This is a genomic window from Shewanella sp. DW31, assembly GCF_015767295.1.
Taxonomy (GTDB): Bacteria; Pseudomonadota; Gammaproteobacteria; order Enterobacterales; family Shewanellaceae; genus Shewanella; species Shewanella oncorhynchi.
Genome location: NZ_JADWMP020000025.1, coordinates 16,149 through 35,655, shown reverse-complemented (window position 1 = coordinate 35,655; position 19,507 = coordinate 16,149). Strand labels below are relative to the sequence as shown.

Here is a 19,507-nt window from a genome sequence, read left to right as displayed (position 1 = left end):
AAAGGGAAAGCCTTGGCTTTCCCTTAATCATTCAAGTACTAACGCGTGTCACTTAACACGCATTACACGTCTAATATTATACATCTAGCATTAAACGTCTAAGTTAGCCACGTTCAATGCGTTCGCTTCGATGAACTCACGACGAGGTTCAACTTGATCACCCATCAAACAAGTGAACAACTGATCGGCACCCACAGCATCATCAATCGTGACTTGCAACATACGGCGTGATTCAGGATCCATTGTAGTTTCCCACAATTGCTCAGGGTTCATCTCACCCAATCCTTTATAACGTTGAATGTATAAGCCGCGTTTGGCTTCAGAAATCGTCCAATCTAGCGCTTCGAGGAAGCTGCCGACTTCTTTAACACGATCGCCGCGTTGTACATAGCCGCCTTCTTCAATCATGCCATCTAACGCCGCACCTAACTTACCGATACGTTGATAATCGCTTGATTGGAAGAAGTCATAAGTAAACAGATAGTTAGTATCGATACCGTGCTTACGAATGGTGATCTTAGGCAGATACACTTTACGCTCAGGATCGAGAATCGGCTCAGCAGAATACAGTACACCGCTGTTTTCCATTTCCACCAGCTCATGGATAAAGGCATCGATCCACTCTTTCATCTTGCCTTCATCGGCCAACATCTCGTTGGTGATCATTGGATGGTAAAGCATACGGTTAGTAATGTGCGTTGGATAGCGCTGCTCTAAACGAGCAACAATGGCTTCCACTTCACGATACTGAGTCACCAAACGCTCTAACGGCTCACCTGACATACCAATCGCACCTTGCGTTGGATACACAACAGTGCCATCCAATGCTTGAGTCGTGAGGTATTGAGTCAATGCAGGCTCATCTTTCAAATACTGTTCTTGCTTGCCCTTTTTTACTTTAAATAAAGGCGGTTGAGCAATATACACATAACCACGTTCAATCAATTCAGGCATTTGACGGAAAAAGAAGGTCAACAGCAAAGTACGAATGTGCGAGCCGTCGACGTCAGCATCCGTCATGATGATGATGTTGTGGTAACGGGTTTTATCAGGGTTATATTCGTCGCGACCAATACCACAGCCGAGCGCCGTGATCAGTGTGGCCACTTCTTGAGAAGACAACATCTTATCGAAGCGGGCTTTCTCAACGTTTAGAATTTTACCTTTCAGTGGCAAAATCGCTTGGTTCTTACGGTTACGTCCCTGCTTAGCGCTACCGCCAGCAGAGTCACCTTCCACTATGTAAATTTCTGAAAGACCAGGATCTTTTTCTTGGCAATCGGCCAGCTTACCTGGCAAACCACCTAAATCGAGTGCGCCTTTACGACGGGTCATTTCACGGGCTTTACGCGCCGCTTCACGGGCACGGGCAGCATCAACAATCTTACCGACGATCAACTTCGCATCGGCTGGGTTTTCCAGCAGATAATCGTTCAGCTTCTCACCCATGGTTTGTTCAACCGCGGTTTTCACTTCACTAGAAACCAGTTTGTCTTTGGTTTGCGAGCTGAACTTAGGATCTGGCACTTTAACAGAGATAACGGCAGTCAAGCCTTCGCGGGCATCGTCGCCAGTCGCGCTGGTTTTGCCTTTCTTGTTATAGCCTTCGTTTTCCATGTAGCTGTTGAGGTTACGTGTCAACGCACTACGGAAACCGACTAAGTGAGTACCACCATCACGCTGTGGGATGTTGTTGGTAAAACAGAAAATATTTTCCTGATAACCGTCATTCCACTGCATAGCCACTTCAACGGTAATGCCATCTTCACGCTCTTGCATAAAGTGGAATACGTCTTTGTTGACGGGTGTTTTATTACGGTTCAGGTAATCGACGAATGCGCTAATACCGCCTTCGTATTTGAAAAATTCATTTTTATTGTCGCGTTCATCAACCAGACGAATACCCACGCCTGAGTTAAGGAAAGACAGTTCACGCACACGCTTTGCCAGAATTTCAAAGTGAAACTCAACATCGCTGAAGGTATCTTCACTTGGCCAAAAACGGATTTCGGTACCGGTTTTGGTTGCATCACCAATCTCTTTGATCGGCGCATCAGGCACACCATGAGTATAAAACTGCTCATATACTTTGCCAGCACGACGAATGGTCATTTGCAGCTTTTTAGATAAAGCGTTTACAACCGATACACCCACGCCGTGGAGACCGCCAGACACTTTATAGGAGTTATCGTCGAACTTACCGCCGGCATGCAATACCGTCATAATAACTTCTGCCGCCGATACGCCTTCTTCCTCATGGATAGAGACCGGAATACCACGGCCGTCATCCTTAACAGAAACCGAACCATCTACATGGATAGTAATCGTAATATCGCTACAGTGGCCGGCTAAGGCTTCATCGATAGAGTTATCGACTACTTCGAACACCATATGATGTAGACCCGTACCGTCGTCGGTGTCACCAATATACATCCCAGGTCTCTTACGTACTGCATCAAGGCCCTTAAGGACCTTAATACTCGAAGAATCGTAACTATTCTCTGACATATTATTCTCTCAATGGTTATTCAATTACCGTTACACGTCCCTGTTCCACATGAAACATCCTACTGGGAGGCGTGTGTAACGAATCGACTATTGCAGCAGGATCAATGGCGGTCACAAAAACTTGTGCTCCGGTATCCGTTAACTGCTTAAGCAATAGCTGCCTATGCTGTGCATCCAACTCGGACGGAAGATCGTCCACAAGATAAATACTGTTTTTATCTATTTGTTGTTTGAGCAACTTTCCCTGTGCAATACGCAGTGCACAGACTAATAATTTCAATTGACCACGGGACAGGGCATCCTGCGCCGGCAAAGTGCCTACACGAAGTCTAAGGTCAGCTTTATGGGGACCGCTGACGGTATGACCTGTGGCCAAATCTCTGGAATATTGGTTTTCGAGTAGTTCTGCAAAATCCGTTTTACTATCCCAGCCGCGCGTAAATGAAACCTTCACATCTACACTCGGTAAAAACTCCCCGATTATACCCTTAAGTAGCTCATTTAACGAGTCTACATAATGGTTTCGTATTTCGGTGACCTGCTCGGCATAGCGCACAAACTCTTGGTCCCAAAATTGAATATGACTGTAAGCCGAACCGTTTCTAAGTAATTGATTTCTTTGTTTAAGAACGCGACGAACATTCGTCCAAGCGCCATAAAACTGTGGGTCAGCATGAAATGCGCCCCAATCGATAAATTGTCGACGGGATTTTGGGCCTTCAAACAGTAAAGAAAAGCTTTCAGGTGTGATCACTTGAATAGGTAAAGCTTCGGCTAAGGTCGACAGACGTTTGACTTTTTCGCCGTCGATTTTCACTTCCGTCTCACCATTGCGAAATCGGCGTAAACCAATTTTACTGTCACCGCGCGCTAAATTTAAAGTCGCAAATAGCGTTAATTTATCGTCATCGTGATTAATCACTCGTTGGGATAAATGACTGCGAAACGAGCGCCCCATACCGAGGAAATAAATGGCTTCTAAAATACTGGTTTTTCCGCTGCCATTTTGACCATAAATCACGTTAATCCCAGGTGCGGGGATTAACTGTGCGGACTGAATGTTGCGAAACGCTTCGATATTGAGACGGGTCAGGCTCATGCATTACTCATTAAGCCGCGTAAACGGCGTAGGCAAGGATTCATAGCACTTAACGAGCAACTCAATCACTGCCACAGGCTAAGACTATCGGTAAATGAGTGAAGGAATGGCCAATGCTGTGCATTAAACACTGTGCCGCCGTTAAGCGGCATAGACATCGAAGACAGAGGTACAGACACGGGTAACGTAAAAATCGATGGTTTATAAGCGCATCGGCATAACCACATACATGGAATCTTCTTCCAAATGGTTTTCGATTAGGGCGCTGGAGTTACCATCAATGAGCGTGATACGCACATCATCGGACTTAAGGTTGTTGAGCACGTCCAGTAAATAACTGACGTTAAAACCAATTTCTAAGGCCTGATTGTTGTATTCCACATCAATGATTTCTTCCGCTTCTTCCTGTTCAGGATTATTAGCGGTGATTTTGAGCAGACCATTTTCAAGTTGAATACGCACACCACGGAATTTTTCATTGGATAAAATAGAAGCCCGCGTCAGCGCTTGCTTCAAGTGATTACGACTCGCAATCACAATTTTATCACCGCCCTTTGGCAATACACGGCGATAATCAGGGAAGCGGCCATCGACTAATTTACTGGTAAATACTGTGTTAGCCGTGGTGGCACGAATAGCATTATCACCAATAGCAATGGTGATATCGAGATCGTCAGACTCCAATAAGCGCGCCATTTCAATTACGCCTTTACGGGGCACAATGACTTGTTTTTCCGGTAATTGTGCTTCAATCGTACGATGACTTAAGGCTAAACGATGACCGTCGGTCGCTATCGCACGCAACACATTACCTTCAGTTTCAAACAATAATCCGTTGAGGTAATAGCGTACATCTTGGTTAGCCATCGAAAACTGCGTCGAGTCGATAATCGACTTCAACACGCCCTGCTTCAAGCTAAATTCAATCTCAGCTTGGAAGGCTTCAACGTTAGGGTATTCTTCTGCGGGCAAAGTCGCTAAGGAAAAACGGCTACGGCCTGAGCGCAGCAACCATTTATTATCTTGTTGTTCGACTTTCAGTTCGCTTTGTTCTGGCAAAGACTTAACAATATCGAGCAGTTTCTTCGCTGGAACCGTAGTACGACCTTCTTCGATATCACCGTGAACCACAGCTTGGCCCACGAGTTCGACTTCTAAATCTGTACCGGTCAGCTTAAGTGAGTGACCACTTACTTCTACAAGGAGGTTAGACAAAATGGGCAAGTTATGGCGTCTTTCTACCGCACCACACACCAATTGCAACGGCTTTAATAGGGCATCCCTATCAATTGAGAATTTCATCGTGTCCAAATTCCTTGTTTTAAGAAGATAAGGTTCTAATCAAATTAGCATAATCTTCTTTAATGTCGTGGCTCTCTTCCCGTAGCTGAGCAATCTTACGACAGGCATGCAACACTGTGGTGTGATCTCGACCACCAAAAGCATCACCAATTTCCGGCAAGCTTTGGTTAGTTAATTCTTTGGATAACGCCATTGCCACTTGCCTTGGGCGCGCGACACTGCGTGAACGACGCTTAGACAACATATCAGCCATCTTGATCTTGTAGTATTCAGCTACGGTTTTCTGAATATTGTCTATAGTGACTAATTTTTCTTGAAGTGCCAAGAGGTCACGTAAGGCTTCACGAACAAAATCAATAGTAATTGGCCGACCCGTGAAGTTAGCGTTGGCGATAACGCGGTTTAATGCCCCTTCTAGCTCGCGTACGTTTGAACGTAAACGCTTAGCAATAAAGAAAGCCACTTCATCGGGCAAGTTAATGCCGCTCTCTTGAGCTTTACGCATCAAGATCGCTACGCGGGTCTCTAACTCTGGTGGCTCAATAGCCACAGTTAAACCCCAACCGAAACGCGATTTCAATCTGTCTTCAACACCGTCGATCTCTTTTGGATAACGATCTGAAGTCAAAATAATTTGGTGATTACCTTCAAGCAGCGCATTGAAGGTATGAAAGAATTCTTCTTGGGATCTGTCTTTATTGGCAAAAAATTGAATATCATCGATAAACAAAGCATCGACGCTACGGTAGTAACGTTTAAATTCTTCGATCGCATTGTTTTGCAGCGCTTTAACCATGTCCTGGACAAAACGCTCGGAATGCATGTAAACCACTTTGGCATTAGGATTATTTTTAATGATCCCGTTACCGACAGCGTGCAACAAGTGAGTCTTACCTAGGCCTGTTCCGCCATATAAAAATAGTGGGTTATAAGCACCACCCGGATTTTCAGCCACTTGTAACGCCGCAGCCTTACCTAATTGGTTCGACTTACCTTCTACGAAGTTATCAAACTGGTAGCTAGGATTGATGTTACTGCGGTGATTCGCGTTCGCCATAGGCTCGGCTTGGACATTAAAGGTCGTGCCCACAGTCGCTTTCGTTTGGGTATTGGGTGCTCGAGTTGGCGCAATCGGTGCCGGTACACTTGGCTTTTTCGCCGAAGGACGACTACCGATATCGAAACGCAATTTAGGCGCGTCACTACCCATTTGCTCAGTAAAGAACTGATTAATGATATTGATGTACTTATCTCTGACCCAATCAAGCACGAAGCGGTTGGGCGCATAAAGCACCAGAGTATCTCCATCCATTTCGGCTTGTAACGGTCTAATCCACATACTGAACTGCTGAGCAGAAAGCTCATCTTGCAGTCGTCCGATACATTGTTGCCAAAGTGAAACAGCCACTTAGTTATCCCCAAAAGATCATCAAAAAAGAGGTGTATTCTATAGCGAGATCTCAAGGATCGCTATCCTTAAAAAATATTTATCCCCAGCGAGATCATTCTATGTGGATATCCTCGATCATCAAAGATCCAAAACGATCCTTTTATTCAGCACTAACCGCAAATCCTGCTTTATTAAGCGATCCACATTGATCTATAATGGCGCCCCTTCGATCGGCTCGAAGATCCCCTTCACTACTACATGTAGTGTCCGTACACAGAGTTATCCACATCTTATGGTGTATTCTGGGGATTGATCTAAGGGTACGCTGGCAGAAATAAAGCACTTACTTACTTTCGTTGTTGACGTGACTAAGTATTGTGATTACAATTCGGCCTCTTTTTTGCCCTTACCTCTATCCTAGAGATAAGGATATGTTCACTAATAACAAAGACGGATTGCCATCATGAGTAAACGTACTTTTCAACCTAGCAACCTGAAGCGCAAGCGTTCTCACGGCTTCCGCGCTCGTATGGCTACTGTAGGCGGCCGTAAGGTGCTTGCACGTCGTCGTGCGAAAGGTCGCGCTCGTTTATCTGCTTAATAAGTGGGTAACTAGTTGACTAGCTATACCTTTTCGCGGGAGTTACGTTTGTTAACTCCCGCGCAATTTAAATCTGTATTTTCCAATCCCATCAAAGCATCTTCTGCTGAAATTACCTTGCTCGCTATTCCTAACACGGAACAACATCCGCGTATGGGCCTTACTGTTGCTAAACGCTATGTAAAACGCGCCAATCAACGTAACCGTATTAAGCGCGTGATCAGAGATAGTTTTCGCTTAAATCAACACGACATTCCTCATCTTGATATTGTTGTGCTTGTCAGAAATGGCGTGATGGAAATGGAAAACGCTGAAATCAACAAATTGATAGAAAAGCTATGGCGCAAACTCAGTCGCCGCTACAATGGCTAGCGACCACGTTAATTCGTGGCTATCAAGTATTCATAAGCCCTATACTGGGCCCTCGATGCCGTTTCAATCCCACCTGCTCTCACTACGCTATTGAAGCAATAAAAGTGCATGGAACCGCGAAAGGTTGTTGGTTTGCATTGAAACGCATATTAAAATGTCACCCTTTACATCCCGGCGGTAGTGATCCCGTCCCCCCTAAAAATGATAGGTGTAATAAATAGGCTATGGAATCTCAACGCAATATATTGCTCATAGGACTACTGTTTGTCAGCTTTTTGCTGTGGCAACAGTGGCAAGCAGACAAAGCTCCTAAACCCGTTGCAACCGAATCGTCCTTAGTGGCGAACGCGGCAAGCTCGCACAGTGCCGATGTTCCAGAAGCTGATACAGGTGTTCCTGCTGCAGCAGTTACTGCAAACAGCAAACTGATTACGGTAAAAACAGATCAGTTAGACATTCAGATCAATCCAGTGGGTGGTGACATCGTTTTTGCTGCGTTAGTTTCGCACAAAAAAGAACTAGAGAAAGATCAACCATTCGTATTGCTTGAGCAAACGAATGATTTCACTTATATAGCTCAAAGTGGCCTAATTGGTCGCGATGGTATCGATAGCAGCGCAAAAGGCCGTGCCGCATTTAGCACAACGGCAACTGAATATACCTTAGCCGAAGGCCAAGATACCTTAGAAGTACCGTTAACTTATATCGCTGACAATGGTGTGACTTACACTAAAGTGTTCGTATTCCATCGCGGTAAGTTCAACATAGATATTGACTATAAAATCAACAACACTTCAGCAGCACCGCTGCAAGTTCAGATGTACGGTCAGATTAAACAAACGATCAAGCCATCTGAAAGCAGCATGATGATGCCTACCTATCGTGGTGGTGCGTTCTCAACGAATGATGTGCGCTATGAAAAATACAACTTTGACGACATGGCCAAAAGTAACCTGAACCAAGCCACTTTAGGCGGTTGGGCAGCCATGTTACAACACTATTTCGTTTCAGCTTGGGTGCCACCCGCAACTGACAGCAACACCATTTTTTCTAGTGTCAGTGCTGGCGGTTTAGCTAATATTGGTTTCCGCGGCGCGGTATACGATATTGCACCTGGTGCCAGCCAAGAAATTAGCTCACAGTTCTATGTTGGTCCTAAGGATCAAGCGGCACTGTCAGCGATTTCTGAAACCTTAAATCTAGTGGTCGATTACGGTTTCTTATGGTGGTTAGCAGTTCCTATTCACTGGCTATTGATGTTCTATCAATCATTCGTCGGTAACTGGGGTGTGGCAATTATTCTGATCACGTTAACCGTTCGTGGTTTACTGTTCCCGCTGACAAAAGCACAGTACACCTCAATGGCGAAGATGCGTAACCTGCAACCTAAGCTGACAGATTTGAAAGAACGCTTTGGTGATGACCGTCAAAAGATGGGTCAAGCCATGATGGAACTGTATAAGAAAGAAAAAGTTAACCCTATGGGTGGCTGTTTACCTATTATTTTACAGATGCCAATCTTCATTGCCTTATACTGGGTATTGCTAGAAAGCTTCGAATTACGTCATGCACCATTTATGCTGTGGATCCACGATTTATCGGTACAAGATCCTTACTACATACTGCCGCTGCTGATGGGCGTCTCTATGTTTGTAATGCAGAAGATGCAACCAATTGCGCCGACAATGGATCCAATGCAAGTGAAAATGATGCAATGGATGCCAGTAATCTTTACCGTATTCTTCCTGTGGTTCCCATCAGGTCTAGTACTGTACTGGTTAGTAGGTAACATAGTTGCCATCACGCAGCAGAAGATTATTTATGCAGGTCTTGAGAAAAAAGGCTTAAAATAAGCCCTACCTTTAGCAAAGCATAAAGTGAAAATAATACTAAAGGCGGCTTAATTAGCCGCCTTTTCCTTTACATGATTTGGTAGATATTAGTTTGGTGGGTATTTCCGTGACAACTGACACTATCGTGGCTCAAGCCACCGCGCCCGGACGTGGCGGCGTTGGCATCATCCGAATTTCAGGCAACAAGGCCAGTGATGTCGCTATGGCCGTATTGGGTCATCTTCCTAAAACGAGATATGCCGATTATTGCGACTTTAAAAGTGCAACAGGCCAAGTAATCGACCAAGGCATAGCGCTGTTTTTTAAAGGCCCCAATTCCTTTACTGGCGAAGATGTATTAGAACTTCAAGGCCACGGCGGCCAAATCGTTCTAGACATGCTGATCAAACGTGTAATGGAAGTCGGTGGTATTCGAATAGCCAAACCCGGTGAGTTCAGCGAACAAGCCTTTATGAACGACAAGCTAGACTTAACCCAAGCCGAAGCGATTGCCGATCTTATCGATGCCACCAGTGAGCAAGCGGCTAAAAGCGCGCTGCAATCACTCCAGGGTGAATTTTCTAAGGAAGTCCATGAGCTGGTGGATCAAGTCACTAACCTACGTTTATATGTAGAAGCTGCGATTGATTTCCCCGATGAAGAAGTCGACTTTTTAAGTGATGGTAAAATTGCCAATGCACTCTACAAAATCATCGACAAACTTGACCTAGTGCAAGCCAGTGCTAAACAAGGTTCTATCATCCGCGAAGGCATGAAAGTCGTGATCGCGGGTCGTCCTAACGCCGGAAAATCCAGCTTATTAAACGCTTTAGCCGGTAAAGAATCGGCTATCGTTACCGAAATTGCCGGTACAACAAGGGATGTATTACGCGAGCACATCCACTTAGATGGCATGCCACTGCACATTATCGATACCGCAGGTCTACGTGATACGACAGATACCGTTGAACAAATTGGTATAGAACGCGCTTGGAATGAAATAAACAGTGCCGATCGGGTGTTATTTATGGTTGATGGCACCACCACAGCCGCCGTTAATCCCCATGATATTTGGCCTGACTTTGTCGATCGCCTGCCCTCAAATTTAGGTGTAACAGTGATCCGCAATAAAGCCGATCTCACTGGCGAAGACTTAATGATGACAGAGGAACAAGGTTATAGTGTTTACCGGATCTCGGCGAAAACAGGCTTAGGTGTTGAACAGTTAAAGCAGCATTTAAAATCACTCATGGGCTACCAGAGTAACCTCGAAGGTGGCTTTATCGCCCGGCGTCGTCACTTAGAAGCCCTTGAACTCGCCGCAAACCATCTGCAATTGGGTAAAGAACAATTAGAAGTATATCTAGCAGGAGAACTGCTAGCAGAAGAGTTACGCATGTGCCAATTAGCACTATCAGAAATCACTGGCCGCTTCACTTCTGACGATTTACTCGGCAAGATTTTCAGCTCTTTCTGTATCGGAAAATAACTAACCTTAATATTATTTTCATATAAATCAGCCCATACGATATGGGCTGATTTTTTATCTACAACCGAATATTTCCACCCATCCTCATGATTCGACGTGGCGGTAATGATCTTGCATTTGATAGGATCTTGCATAAAGCGCAAACATCAATGCCGCCAAGATGGCAAAACCAGCGAAGAAAAACATCTGAAATGCGGTAATGCTGATCCCCGTCTGGGCAATTTGTTCGGTCACAGCCGGACTTTTCACACTGACGTTCGCCAGTAACACCCATAAGTTACCGACGGTCACTGATAAGGTCCAAAAACTCATGATAGTGCCTTTCATGGCTTTAGGCGCTTGGCTGTAGGCAAACTCTAGCCCAGTGGCAGAGACTAATACTTCACCAAAGGTGAGCAAAGCATAGGGCACAATCTGCCAAAAGATTGATAATACCGAGCCGCCATCCATCACCAATTGAATGCTACCAACGACTATCCAACTCACGCCCGTGATGGCAATCCCAGCCCCCATTTTACGCAAAGCAGTTAACTTTATCCCCATACGCTCAATCGCTGGATATAACACAAAGTTATTAAATGGGATCAGTAACATAACTAATAATGGGTTTAAAGCTTGCATCATAGCGGGTTCAAACCATTCCGGTTTAGACATGTCATTGGCTTGCAATATCCAAGTGGACGCTTTCTGATCGAACAAAGACCAAAAGGGAGTCACTAACGCAAATAAGATTAAGATCCGTAGTACTGAACGCACCCCATCAACGGCGATATCCGGATGGTTCCCCCTAGCGCGTTCAAGTTGCAATGAAGCCCCAGCGCCAACAAATCCCATCACAAGCACTAACGCACAACACAAACCAGCAACGATACCTAAGGTTGGAATATTCACTAAAGCATACGCAGCAGAAATTATCCCAACTAAAGCTAACACTAAACCTATGTTGGCTTGACCAGCAATTTTAGTGAGCAATGCGGTACGAATAACGGGTAAAAAACCATGGGGATTTTTCGGCTCGGGTGGCATATGCACATAACGTTTGCGGCCTAACCAGAAGAACACAGTTGCAATAAACATTAAGACACCAGGGATCCCAAATGCGACCGCAGCACCATAATATTTCAATAGTAATGGCATAGATAACGAGGCGAAGAAGGAGCCAAAGTTAATCGTAAAATAAAACAAATCAAACGCTTTCTGCGCCAATGTTTTATTGGTTTGATCAAATTGATCCCCCATAAAGGAAGAAACCAAGGGCTTAATCCCACCCGATCCGAGCGCAATTAAAAATAATCCCGTATAAAACCCTTGAATACTGTGTTCAAAAATAGCGAGAAACGCATGGCCAACACAGTAAATTAAACTTAACCATAAGATAGTATTGTATTTACCGAAAAAACGATCGGCAATCCAACCACCGAGTAACGGGAAAAAATACACTCCAATGACAAAGGAATGGAACACATCCTTAGCCATAGTTCCGCGCAGTTCTTCTGGAATAGACAACAAAAGTGCTGTCATCAAGAATGGGGTAAGAATATTCCGCATACCGTAAAAGCTAAAACGTTCACAAGCTTCACTGGCTATGATGTAAGGAATTTGCCGTGGCCACTGGGGCGCATTTACGGGTGTTGTCATGGATCATCCTATTATAATTATTTGATTTTAAATGAAATTAACTTTTTAAATATATTAATTATGTATCAAGAAGCTAAAGGTAACATGTAAGCGAAACCAACCTTATATAAAGGATGCAAAAACTGCAAAAATCACGTATCGCTTCTGTGGTCCTATCCACATTTCCTTTATGATGAACATAATAATAGCCATTCAGCTATCTATTTAATTGAAATTAGTTTTAAAAACAACAACACACTGAGAAATCATAATGGCAAAGATTGAAGTAATCGTTGGTACAACATTGGGCAGTGCAGAGTATGTTGCCGACGAAATGATGGCCCAATTAACGGAGCAAGGACACCAAGTTCAAGTTCATTTAACCCCAACATTGTGCGAAATAGACACCCATGCACTGTGGATTATCGTGTCATCAACTCATGGAGCTGGTGATCTTCCAGATAATATTCAGCCTTTTTTCAACGAAATTACCGAGCAAAAACCGGATCTCAGCCAAGTAAACTTTGCCTTATGTGCAATTGGTGACTCAAGTTACGATACCTTTTGCCAAGGCCCAGAAAAATTAATTTCGGCCATTCAAGACTACGATGCAAAAGCCTTTGTGGATAAGATCCAGATCGATGTACAGCTTGATCCTGTGCCGGAAGACCCAGCCCTTGCATGGTTAGCACAATGGCAACAGGACATTTAAGATCGCTTATTGGATAAGGTCCCGATCTATGTACAGTTTAGATCCTATTTATCCACAATTTACTTATTTAAAGTATAAACATGTGGATAAGCTATTATTTAGATCTGATCAACCTCTGTACTATTCACAGTCCGATCTGCTTAATGATCCGCCTTGTGGATAAGTAGGCGATCTATCCCCATGTTTAATGACATTAGATCGCGATCAGATCACAGGATCAAGATCGCGCTAATTAATGATTTATATAATGAATTTGGGTTATGCACAGAAAAACGCGATCCTAATAGTAAACATAATAAGAAGATCTATATAAAGATCTTAAGATCTATTAGTCCGGATCATCTCGATCGAACAGCGTAAAATGATCATTCACCTAAGACGAAGCAAATGCTAAAATGCTCGGCTCGTACTGAGTCTCTTAGCAATTGAAGGTAGTGGCATGCATTTTCATGAACGGTTTGATGTTATTGTTGTTGGTGGTGGTCATGCCGGAACTGAAGCCGCGTTGGCAGCAGCAAGAATGGGATCAAAAACATTATTACTAACGCACAATATCGATACGTTAGGACAAATGTCATGTAATCCAGCGATCGGTGGCATAGGCAAAGGCCATTTAGTGAAAGAAATTGACGCCTTAGGTGGTGCAATGGCAATCGCAACCGATTATGCAGGGATCCAATTTAGAACCTTAAATTCAAGTAAAGGCCCAGCAGTACGAGCAACACGAGCACAAGCTGACCGTGCACTGTATCGTCAAAAAATCCAAAATATATTACAAAACCAACCTAACTTACGTATTTTCCAACAAGCCGTAGATGACTTAATTGTTGAAAATCATCAAGTAGTTGGTGTAGTTACCCAAATGGGTTTAGCTTTTGAATCTCCAGCTGTTGTATTAACAACAGGTACATTCTTAAGCGGCAAAATTCATATAGGCTTAGAAAACTACAGCGGTGGTCGTGCAGGCGATCCACCAGCGATTGCTTTAGCAAATCGATTACGTGAATTACCGATCCGAGTCGGTCGTTTAAAAACAGGTACACCGCCACGTATCGATGCAAACACGATCGATTTTTCTCAAATGGCTGAACAGAAAGGCGATTCTCCGTTACCTGTCATGTCATTTATGGGGGATGTCAGTCATCATCCAAAACAGATTTCTTGCTGGATCACTCACACCAATGAAAAAACCCATGAAATTATTCGTGGTGGTTTAGACAGAAGCCCTATGTATTCAGGCGTCATCGAAGGTATTGGTCCACGTTATTGCCCATCGATTGAAGACAAGATCCACCGCTTTGCGGATAAATCTTCGCATCAGATCTTCATCGAACCAGAAGGTTTAAATACCAATGAGATCTATCCTAACGGGATCTCTACTAGTTTACCTTTCGATGTACAGTTGAATTTAGTACGTTCGATCAAAGGCATGGAAAACGCAGAAATCATGCGTCCAGGTTATGCGATCGAATACGATTATTTCGATCCAAGAGATCTAAAAAACTCATTAGAAACCAAAGCGATCAACGGTTTATTCTTCGCTGGCCAAATAAACGGCACTACAGGTTATGAAGAAGCCGGTGCTCAAGGTTTGTTAGCAGGCATGAATGCCTCACTGCAAGTGCAAGGCAAAGAAGCCTGGTGTCCACGCCGTGACGAAGCGTATCTTGGAGTGCTAGTTGACGATTTATCGACTCTGGGTACCAAAGAACCGTACCGCATGTTTACTAGCCGTGCCGAATACCGTTTGCTACTCCGTGAAGATAACGCTGATATTCGCTTAACGGCAAAAGGTCGCGAATTAGGTTTAGTTGACGACACTCGCTGGGCGGCATTTAGTGAGAAGTTAGAATCGATCGAACTTGAGTTACAACGTTTGCGCGCTCAATGGGTGCATCCAAATTCACCTTTGATCCATGCGTTAAACCCACACTTGAATACGCCTATCTCTCGCGAAGCATCATTTGAAGAATTACTGCGTCGTCCAGAAATGGATTACAGCAAGTTGATGCAGATCGAAGGTTTTGGTCCAGGGCTTGAAGATCCACAGGCGGCTGAGCAAGTTCAGATCCAAGTTAAGTATTCTGGTTATATTCAACGTCAGCAGGAAGAGATCAACAAAGCTGTGCGTAATGAGAACACTGGTTTGCCTTTGACGCTCGATTACAAAGAAGTACCGGGCTTGTCGAACGAGGTGATTGCTAAGTTAAATAACCATAAACCAGAAACCATAGGCCAAGCCTCACGGATCTCTGGTATTACGCCTGCGGCTATTTCAATTTTGTTGGTTCACCTCAAAAAGCGTGGCTTATTACGTAAGAGTGCGTAAAAGCTAGCTTAATCGCTGCTTAGGTCATAGAAGGGAAGCATTCAGGCTTCCCTTCATCGTTTTCGGGCTTCATAATAGCCTTCGCGTTCATAATCGTATCTTTGTTGAGGTTGCTCAGTGTTATCTGCCCAGTTAGAGGCTTATTTAGCCGAAATTAATTTGCCCGCAACCGTCGAGCAGAAAAAACAACTAATTGATTTTGTTGGTATGCTCAACAAATGGAATAAAGCCTATAACCTGACATCGGTGAGAGATCCCGAAGCTATGCTGATCCGTCATATCATGGACAGTTTAGTGGTTTCAAAACACCTGCAAGGTGAACGTTTTATCGATGTAGGCACTGGACCGGGTTTACCTGGGATCCCGTTAGCCATTATGAATCCCGATAAACAATTTGTGTTATTGGACAGCTTAGGTAAACGTATTCGTTTTCAAAAACAAGTGTCCTTTGAATTAGGCATACATAACATCAGCTCAGTTGAAAGCCGTGTAGAAGCGTATCAACCGGAGGATAAATTCGATGGTGTATTAAGTCGTGCATTTGCCTCAATCCAAGATATGCTGACTTGGTGCCATCATCTCCCCGCCGAACATGGACAGTTTTATGCACTTAAAGGCCAGTTAAACGATGAAGAGATGCAACATATTCCAAATGGATTTGTGGTGAAAGAAGTTATCGAGCTTAAGGTGCCTAAACTCGATGAAAAAAGACATTTATTGAAGATAATCAAAGAATAACAGGCTTAAAAGTGATAAATAAATCATTTATAAGCAAGGGCAATAAACCAGCATTTACATACAGGGTGATATTGTGGGTAAAGTGATTGCCGTGGCTAACCAGAAAGGTGGCGTAGGAAAAACAACTACTTGCGTTAACCTCGCCGCTTCGTTAGCAGCAACAAAACGTAAAGTATTATTGATCGATCTCGATCCTCAAGGTAATGCCACCATGGGGAGCGGTGTCGATAAGTATGACGTAGCTAATACAGCCTATGAATTATTGGTTGAAGAAAAATCCTTCGACGAGATCGTCATTAAAAACACTGCGGGTAAGTATGATCTGATCGCCAGTAATGGCGATGTCACTGCGGCAGAAATCAAATTGATGGAGTTTTTTGCCCGTGAGATCCGTTTGCGTAACGCGCTCGCACCGATCAAAGATCAATATGATTATATCTTCATCGACTGCCCTCCTTCATTGAACATGTTGACCGTAAACGCTATGTCTGCGGCCGACTCTGTACTCGTGCCTATGCAGTGTGAATATTATGCCCTCGAAGGCTTAACTGCACTGATTGATACCATCACTAAGCTTGCTGCTATGGTTAATCCTGGACTTGGCATCGAAGGCATTTTACGTACTATGTATGATCCGCGTAATCGTTTATCTAATGATGTGTCCGATCAGCTAAAACAGCATTTTGGTGACAAAGTCTACCGTACTGTTATCCCACGTAATGTGAGGCTGGCAGAAGCACCAAGTTTTGGAGCGCCTGCTATGTATTACGATAAATCGAGTGCTGGCGCTAAGGCGTATCTAGCGCTTGCGGGTGAAATGATCCGTCGTTCAGAACAACAAACTCAGGCTAAGCAAGCGTAAAGGATCACCATGACGTTAAAGAAAAGAGGATTAGGCAAAGGGTTAGATGCCCTACTGAGTAACAGCCATGCCGCCAGTAAAAAGCACACTGACGAAGCTGATGTTGTCGATAAAAAAGAAGAGCTTATCCATCTCGATTTAGACTTATTACAGCCAGGTAAGTATCAACCTCGTAAAGACATGTCCCCCGAAGCGTTGGAAGAACTGGCACACTCTATCCGCAATCAAGGCATTATTCAGCCTATCGTTGTGAGACAAGTGACGAATAACATGTATGAGATCATTGCGGGTGAACGTCGTTGGCGTGCTGCGCAACTTGCTGGCTTGAATAAAATCCCCTGCATAGTAAAGCAAGTAGCTGATGAAGCCGCTGTTGCTATTGCTTTGATTGAAAACATCCAGCGTGAAGACTTAAATGCCATGGAAGAAGCCATTGCATTGCAACGTTTAATGCAAGAGTTTGAACTGACTCACCAACAGGTTGCCGATGTTGTGGGAAAATCCAGAGCGAGTGTATCTAACTTGTTACGTTTAAACGGCTTAAATGAGCCTGTTAAGCGTCTACTCGAGTATGGCGACATTGATATGGGTCATGCTCGCGCTTTGTTGGCAATTGAGGGAGAAGAACAAACAAATCTTGCGAGATTAGTGGCCGCTAAGGAATTAACCGTTCGCGAAACTGAACGATTAATTAATCAAACCTTAAATCCGCCTAAACAAGCCGAAACTACGACTAAAGATCAAGATGTTTGTCGTTTAGAGCAGCAGTTAATTGAAAGATTAGGTGCTAAGGTTTCGATCGCTCATAGCAGTAAGGGCACGGGTAAAATTGTAATTAACTATCAGAATCTGGCTGAATTAGACGGAATTCTTAGTAAAATTCATTAATGTCTGTAGATTAACAGTTTTTAATGTAAATTTGTGACAGATGCTAATCTTACATTTTAACTCGTTTGGCGCGAGATCACGTTAAAAGTGTTGTTTTTCCTTATCTCAAAGTTGCAATGAAGGCGTGAAAAGGTATACTTTCGCAAGCTTTTTGTGCATCGACATAAATACGGGTATTTGTCATCCGGTCATCGAAACAAAAAGTATGAATGCGGAGAGGATGAATTGAGTAAGGTTTTAGCGCGTCGTGGCCGGTGGTCAGCCTATAAATTGGTGATGATGCAGGCGGCGGTCGCTGGGGGTGCTTCAATTCTCTTTTTCGCCGTGTGGGGAGTTCAGTTTGGCTATTCTGCATTAGCAGGTGGTTCAATCGCTGTGCTCCCTAATTTTGTATTCGCAACCCTCGCTTTCTCCCACACGGGAGCAAGTTCAGCTGCAAAAGTCATAAAGACTTTTTACTGGGGGGAAGCGGTAAAGTTGCTGTTAACCATCGCAATGTTTTCGTTTGTATTTATCAATCTTAAGGTCGCTTTTATGCCGCTTTTTGTTTGTTATGTGCTGACGCTAATCGTGCATTGGACAGCTCCTTTATACTTCAAGCAAAGTTAAGTGGGATGAATCATGGCTGCAACTGGTGAAGCGTTAACACCGCAGGGCTATATCCAACATCACCTTACCAACTTAAGTGTTGGTGAAGGCTTTTGGACATGGCACATTGATTCGTTGTTCTTTTCGGTTGGTCTTGGTGTTCTGTTCCTGTGGATTTTCCGCAGCGTTGGTAAAAAAGCGACTTCCGGTGTTCCTGGCAAACTGCAATGTTTTGTTGAGATTATCGTCGAGTTCGTAAATAACAGCGTGAAAGAAAGTTTTCATGGTCGCAATGCTCTGATCGCGCCTTTAGCTCTGACCATTTTTGTATGGGTATTCATGATGAACTTCATGGATATGATCCCTGTAGATTGGCTGCCTCACGCAGCAAGTTTAATGGGTATTCCCTATCTAAAAGCGGTTCCGACGACTGACGTTAACATTACCTTTAGCTTAGCTATTGGTGTGTTCGTGCTGATTATTTTTTACAGCATTAAGGTCAAAGGTGTGTCTGGGTTTGTTAAAGAATTGACACTACAGCCCTTTAACCATAAGGCAATGATACCCGTCAACCTCCTATTAGAGACTGTTACTTTGATTGCTAAGCCAATTTCATTGGCATTGCGACTCTTTGGTAACTTGTACGCAGGTGAGTTGATCTTCATCCTTATTGCGCTGATGTATGGTACCAACTTGTTATTATCTACCCTAGGTGTGACTCTGCAACTGGGCTGGTTAATATTCCACATTTTGGTTATCACGCTGCAGGCGTTTATCTTCATGATGTTGACCATTGTTTATTTAAGCATGGCGCATGAAGATCATTAAGGATTGCTGAAGAAATTTTAAACTAAATCATCAACTAATATAGATTTAGATACTGGAGATACAGATGGAAACGATTTTAGGCATGACAGCTATCGCTGTTGCTCTGCTGATTGGTATGGGTGCTCTTGGTACTGCAATCGGTTTCGGCTTATTAGGCGGTAAGTTCTTGGAAGGCGCTGCGCGTCAACCAGAAATGGCTCCTATGCTACAAGTTAAAATGTTCATCGTAGCGGGTCTTCTTGACGCCGTAACTATGATCGGTGTTGGTATCGCATTATTTATGCTATTTACCAACCCACTGGGTGCAATGCTGTAAAAAACGCTTCTGTCTTAACTCTAAATAGGAGGCTGT

Annotated in this window: 18 protein-coding genes; 13 read left to right on the top strand and 5 right to left on the bottom strand. The window is 43.8% G+C overall.

The window, feature by feature from the left end:
- Nucleotides 1–90: 90 nt before the first annotated feature.
- The 4 genes from gyrB to dnaA all read right to left on the bottom strand — a co-directional run bounded on the left by gyrB (nt 91) and on the right by dnaA (nt 6,317).
- Nucleotides 91–2,508: a DNA topoisomerase (ATP-hydrolyzing) subunit B gene (gene gyrB, locus GWI56_RS18185; RefSeq protein WP_113941413.1), complete on the bottom strand. Its 2,418-nt coding sequence runs from the start codon at nt 2,506–2,508 to the stop codon at nt 91–93.
- 16 nt (nt 2,509–2,524) lie between these two features.
- Nucleotides 2,525–3,607 carry a DNA replication/repair protein RecF gene (gene recF, locus GWI56_RS18180; protein WP_105250804.1) on the bottom strand — a complete coding sequence of 361 codons (1,083 nt, stop codon included), beginning with the start codon at nt 3,605–3,607 and terminating at the stop codon, nt 2,525–2,527.
- A 201-nt stretch (nt 3,608–3,808) separates the two neighbouring features.
- On the bottom strand, nt 3,809–4,909 hold the full coding sequence (dnaN, locus tag GWI56_RS18175; protein WP_105250803.1) for a DNA polymerase III subunit beta: 1,101 nt from the start codon (nt 4,907–4,909) through the stop codon (nt 3,809–3,811).
- 19 nt (nt 4,910–4,928) lie between these two features.
- Nucleotides 4,929–6,317, bottom strand: coding sequence for a chromosomal replication initiator protein DnaA (dnaA, locus tag GWI56_RS18170; RefSeq protein WP_113941415.1), 1,389 nt, complete (start codon nt 6,315–6,317; stop codon nt 4,929–4,931).
- 445 nt (nt 6,318–6,762) lie between these two features.
- On the opposite strand from dnaA, the gene rpmH reads away from it, so the two are divergent.
- From rpmH to mnmE, 5 genes are all read left to right on the top strand, one after another.
- Nucleotides 6,763–6,900 (top strand): 50S ribosomal protein L34, encoded by a 138-nt coding sequence (gene rpmH, locus GWI56_RS18165; RefSeq protein WP_006083827.1) that lies wholly within the window; start codon nt 6,763–6,765, stop codon nt 6,898–6,900.
- 15 nt (nt 6,901–6,915) lie between these two features.
- The gene (rnpA, locus tag GWI56_RS18160) at nt 6,916–7,272 is read left to right on the top strand and encodes a ribonuclease P protein component (protein ID WP_105250802.1); all 357 of its coding nucleotides are present in this window, start codon (nt 6,916–6,918) and stop codon (nt 7,270–7,272) included.
- Entirely contained in the window at nt 7,239–7,493 is a 255-nt protein-coding gene (gene yidD, locus GWI56_RS18155) for a membrane protein insertion efficiency factor YidD (RefSeq protein WP_006083829.1), read from the top strand. Before rnpA ends, yidD begins: the two co-directional genes overlap by 34 nt.
- Nucleotides 7,494–7,496: 3 nt before the next feature.
- Entirely contained in the window at nt 7,497–9,125 is a 1,629-nt protein-coding gene (yidC, locus tag GWI56_RS18150) for a membrane protein insertase YidC (RefSeq protein ID WP_198573712.1), read from the top strand.
- 106 nt (nt 9,126–9,231) lie between these two features.
- Nucleotides 9,232–10,593: a tRNA uridine-5-carboxymethylaminomethyl(34) synthesis GTPase MnmE gene (gene mnmE, locus GWI56_RS18145; protein ID WP_198573711.1), complete on the top strand. Its 1,362-nt coding sequence runs from the start codon at nt 9,232–9,234 to the stop codon at nt 10,591–10,593.
- Between the two features lie 84 nt (nt 10,594–10,677).
- On the opposite strand, the gene GWI56_RS18140 is transcribed toward mnmE, so the two are convergent.
- Complete coding sequence (locus GWI56_RS18140; protein WP_198573710.1) at nt 10,678–12,231, bottom strand: oligopeptide:H+ symporter; 1,554 nt, start codon at nt 12,229–12,231, stop codon at nt 10,678–10,680.
- 250 nt (nt 12,232–12,481) lie between these two features.
- Here GWI56_RS18140 and mioC point away from each other — a divergent pair, with 250 nt between their 5' ends.
- The 8 genes from mioC (at nt 12,482) to atpE (ending at nt 19,471) form a co-directional block, all read left to right on the top strand.
- Nucleotides 12,482–12,922, top strand: a complete 441-nt coding sequence (gene mioC / locus GWI56_RS18135; protein WP_198573709.1) for an FMN-binding protein MioC — start codon at nt 12,482–12,484, stop codon at nt 12,920–12,922.
- A gap of 439 nt (nt 12,923–13,361) precedes the next feature.
- A complete protein-coding gene (gene mnmG / locus GWI56_RS18130; RefSeq protein WP_113941417.1) occupies nt 13,362–15,251 on the top strand; it encodes a tRNA uridine-5-carboxymethylaminomethyl(34) synthesis enzyme MnmG in 1,890 nt (629 codons plus the stop codon).
- Between the two features lie 117 nt (nt 15,252–15,368).
- Nucleotides 15,369–15,989 (top strand): 16S rRNA (guanine(527)-N(7))-methyltransferase RsmG, encoded by a 621-nt coding sequence (gene rsmG, locus GWI56_RS18125; RefSeq protein WP_105250797.1) that lies wholly within the window; start codon nt 15,369–15,371, stop codon nt 15,987–15,989.
- Between the two features lie 73 nt (nt 15,990–16,062).
- Entirely contained in the window at nt 16,063–16,851 is a 789-nt protein-coding gene (locus GWI56_RS18120; RefSeq protein WP_105250796.1) for a ParA family protein, read from the top strand.
- 9 nt (nt 16,852–16,860) lie between these two features.
- A complete protein-coding gene (locus GWI56_RS18115) occupies nt 16,861–17,739 on the top strand; it encodes a ParB/RepB/Spo0J family partition protein (RefSeq protein ID WP_105250795.1) in 879 nt (292 codons plus the stop codon).
- A 225-nt stretch (nt 17,740–17,964) separates the two neighbouring features.
- Nucleotides 17,965–18,348: an ATP synthase subunit I gene (locus GWI56_RS18110; RefSeq protein ID WP_105250794.1), complete on the top strand. Its 384-nt coding sequence runs from the start codon at nt 17,965–17,967 to the stop codon at nt 18,346–18,348.
- A 12-nt stretch (nt 18,349–18,360) separates the two neighbouring features.
- A complete protein-coding gene (gene atpB / locus GWI56_RS18105; protein ID WP_105250793.1) occupies nt 18,361–19,155 on the top strand; it encodes a F0F1 ATP synthase subunit A in 795 nt (264 codons plus the stop codon).
- Between the two features lie 64 nt (nt 19,156–19,219).
- A complete protein-coding gene (gene atpE, locus GWI56_RS18100) occupies nt 19,220–19,471 on the top strand; it encodes a F0F1 ATP synthase subunit C (protein WP_006083840.1) in 252 nt (83 codons plus the stop codon).
- Nucleotides 19,472–19,507: the final 36 nt, after the last annotated feature.

Bases quoted from the DNA above. Each gene is read 5' to 3' on its own strand.
- gyrB (WP_113941413.1), bottom strand. From the start codon at position 2,508: ATGTCAGAGAATAGTTACGATTCTTCGAGTATTAAGGTCCTTAAGGGC.
- recF (WP_105250804.1), bottom strand. From the start codon at position 3,607: ATGAGCCTGACCCGTCTCAATATCGAAGCGTTTCGCAACATTCAGTCC.
- dnaN (WP_105250803.1), bottom strand. From the start codon at position 4,909: ATGAAATTCTCAATTGATAGGGATGCCCTATTAAAGCCGTTGCAATTG.
- rpmH (WP_006083827.1), top strand. From the start codon at position 6,763: ATGAGTAAACGTACTTTTCAACCTAGCAACCTGAAGCGCAAGCGTTCT.
- yidD (WP_006083829.1), top strand. From the start codon at position 7,239: ATGGCGCAAACTCAGTCGCCGCTACAATGGCTAGCGACCACGTTAATT.
- yidC (WP_198573712.1), top strand. From the start codon at position 7,497: ATGGAATCTCAACGCAATATATTGCTCATAGGACTACTGTTTGTCAGC.
- GWI56_RS18140 (WP_198573710.1), bottom strand. From the start codon at position 12,231: ATGACAACACCCGTAAATGCGCCCCAGTGGCCACGGCAAATTCCTTAC.
- mioC (WP_198573709.1), top strand. From the start codon at position 12,482: ATGGCAAAGATTGAAGTAATCGTTGGTACAACATTGGGCAGTGCAGAG.
- mnmG (WP_113941417.1), top strand. From the start codon at position 13,362: ATGCATTTTCATGAACGGTTTGATGTTATTGTTGTTGGTGGTGGTCAT.
- GWI56_RS18115 (WP_105250795.1), top strand. From the start codon at position 16,861: ATGACGTTAAAGAAAAGAGGATTAGGCAAAGGGTTAGATGCCCTACTG.
- atpB (WP_105250793.1), top strand. From the start codon at position 18,361: ATGGCTGCAACTGGTGAAGCGTTAACACCGCAGGGCTATATCCAACAT.
- atpE (WP_006083840.1), top strand. From the start codon at position 19,220: ATGGAAACGATTTTAGGCATGACAGCTATCGCTGTTGCTCTGCTGATT.